Here is a 1,181-nt window from a genome sequence, read left to right as displayed (position 1 = left end):
TCGTTTAAATTAGCCTTGATTGGAACGATCGTAAGGCCGATTCTATCGCCCTGGAGCAATCCTTGAGGCGGCCTTAAAGAAAGATGTGTCAGTATTGAAATATGTTCCTGCAGAAAACCTGAGCCCCAGTGAGCGTCGCCTCAAAGCTTCAGTGACCACAGAGGTGATAAAACCATCGGACAAAGAAGAAGAGCGCATACTCTACGAATTAATAAAGTCTAACAAAATTCCCTACGTGCCCACGGATGTTCAGTTGAAGTTCTTGACCAGTTCCGAGGTCACCCTGAAAGAGAAACTCAGCTTCATTGAAACACTGGATGCCCCGACCTTCGCCTTCCCGAAGGAGGTCACAGCGGCACCGTTGATTTGCCAGCAATCACCTTTAAAATTTTCCCGTACCAATCTGTTTTTGATGCCCTTGATTGCAACTGCTCACCAGGTCACCGGATTTGCGCTGCCCAATGCTGCTCTGGGGGAGAATATTAACCGATTCATTGCCAGGAATATGCCTGCCTCGTTCGGGCGGCAGGAGATACCCGAAGAGCTGTGCCCGGCAAACGGCTCAACAACCCGAATTGTCGGCGGGCGGACCATTCAGTGCCAGCAAGCTCCAGGCCAGGCCACCTATTTTAAGTTCCAGAGAGCCAAAGAGCCCCTTGAGACGCTGGCCAGGGAGGGTCTGCTTTATCAATTCATCGCCAATACTCCTGCGCTGACATTTAAAAGCGAACTTCCGAAGTACCGGGCCTTTATGCAACTCCCCCTGAGCAAAGACCTGAAGTGCCTGATTGACCAGTTTGATGACCAGATAGAAATTACCGAAAACCATGGCCAGCGATACATCAATGTCTTTTCCTATACAGCACCTGTCGGCTATGCCCGGTATGCTCACTCCCCGGCAACAGCAGATAACTGCCCCTGGAAACGCCCGGAGCAAGGCATCCTTACGGCCTGTCTCGATGCCGGTTACATGACCGGCATGGGGCTGGTGCCGACCAGCATGCTGCAGTGCCTGCACGACACAGTGTCCGGTCGGCGTTGGGTTGCCTTGCATGCGGCCCTGAATCCCGAGCGCGACAACATTCACGCTGGCACATTGGGGGCATGGAATACTTTGGCAACCGACAAGGTTGATTTTGGGTACTGTGGCATGCGTGACCTGGGTGATTATGAAATCTTTG

At 52.2% G+C, this 1,181-nt stretch carries 1 protein-coding gene; it reads left to right on the top strand.

Annotated features, from left to right (window positions below):
- Positions 1–94 precede the first annotated feature (94 nt).
- The coding region (locus KDK14_RS09225; RefSeq protein WP_257264805.1) for a hypothetical protein at positions 95–1,181 on the top strand (1,087 nt) is incomplete at its 3' end.

It is taken from the genome of Endozoicomonas sp. ONNA2 (assembly GCF_024606365.1).
Classification (GTDB): domain Bacteria; phylum Pseudomonadota; class Gammaproteobacteria; order Pseudomonadales; family Endozoicomonadaceae; genus Endozoicomonas.
Note: the sequence above shows the minus strand (reverse complement) of the source record. Positions and strands in the feature narration are given on the sequence as shown.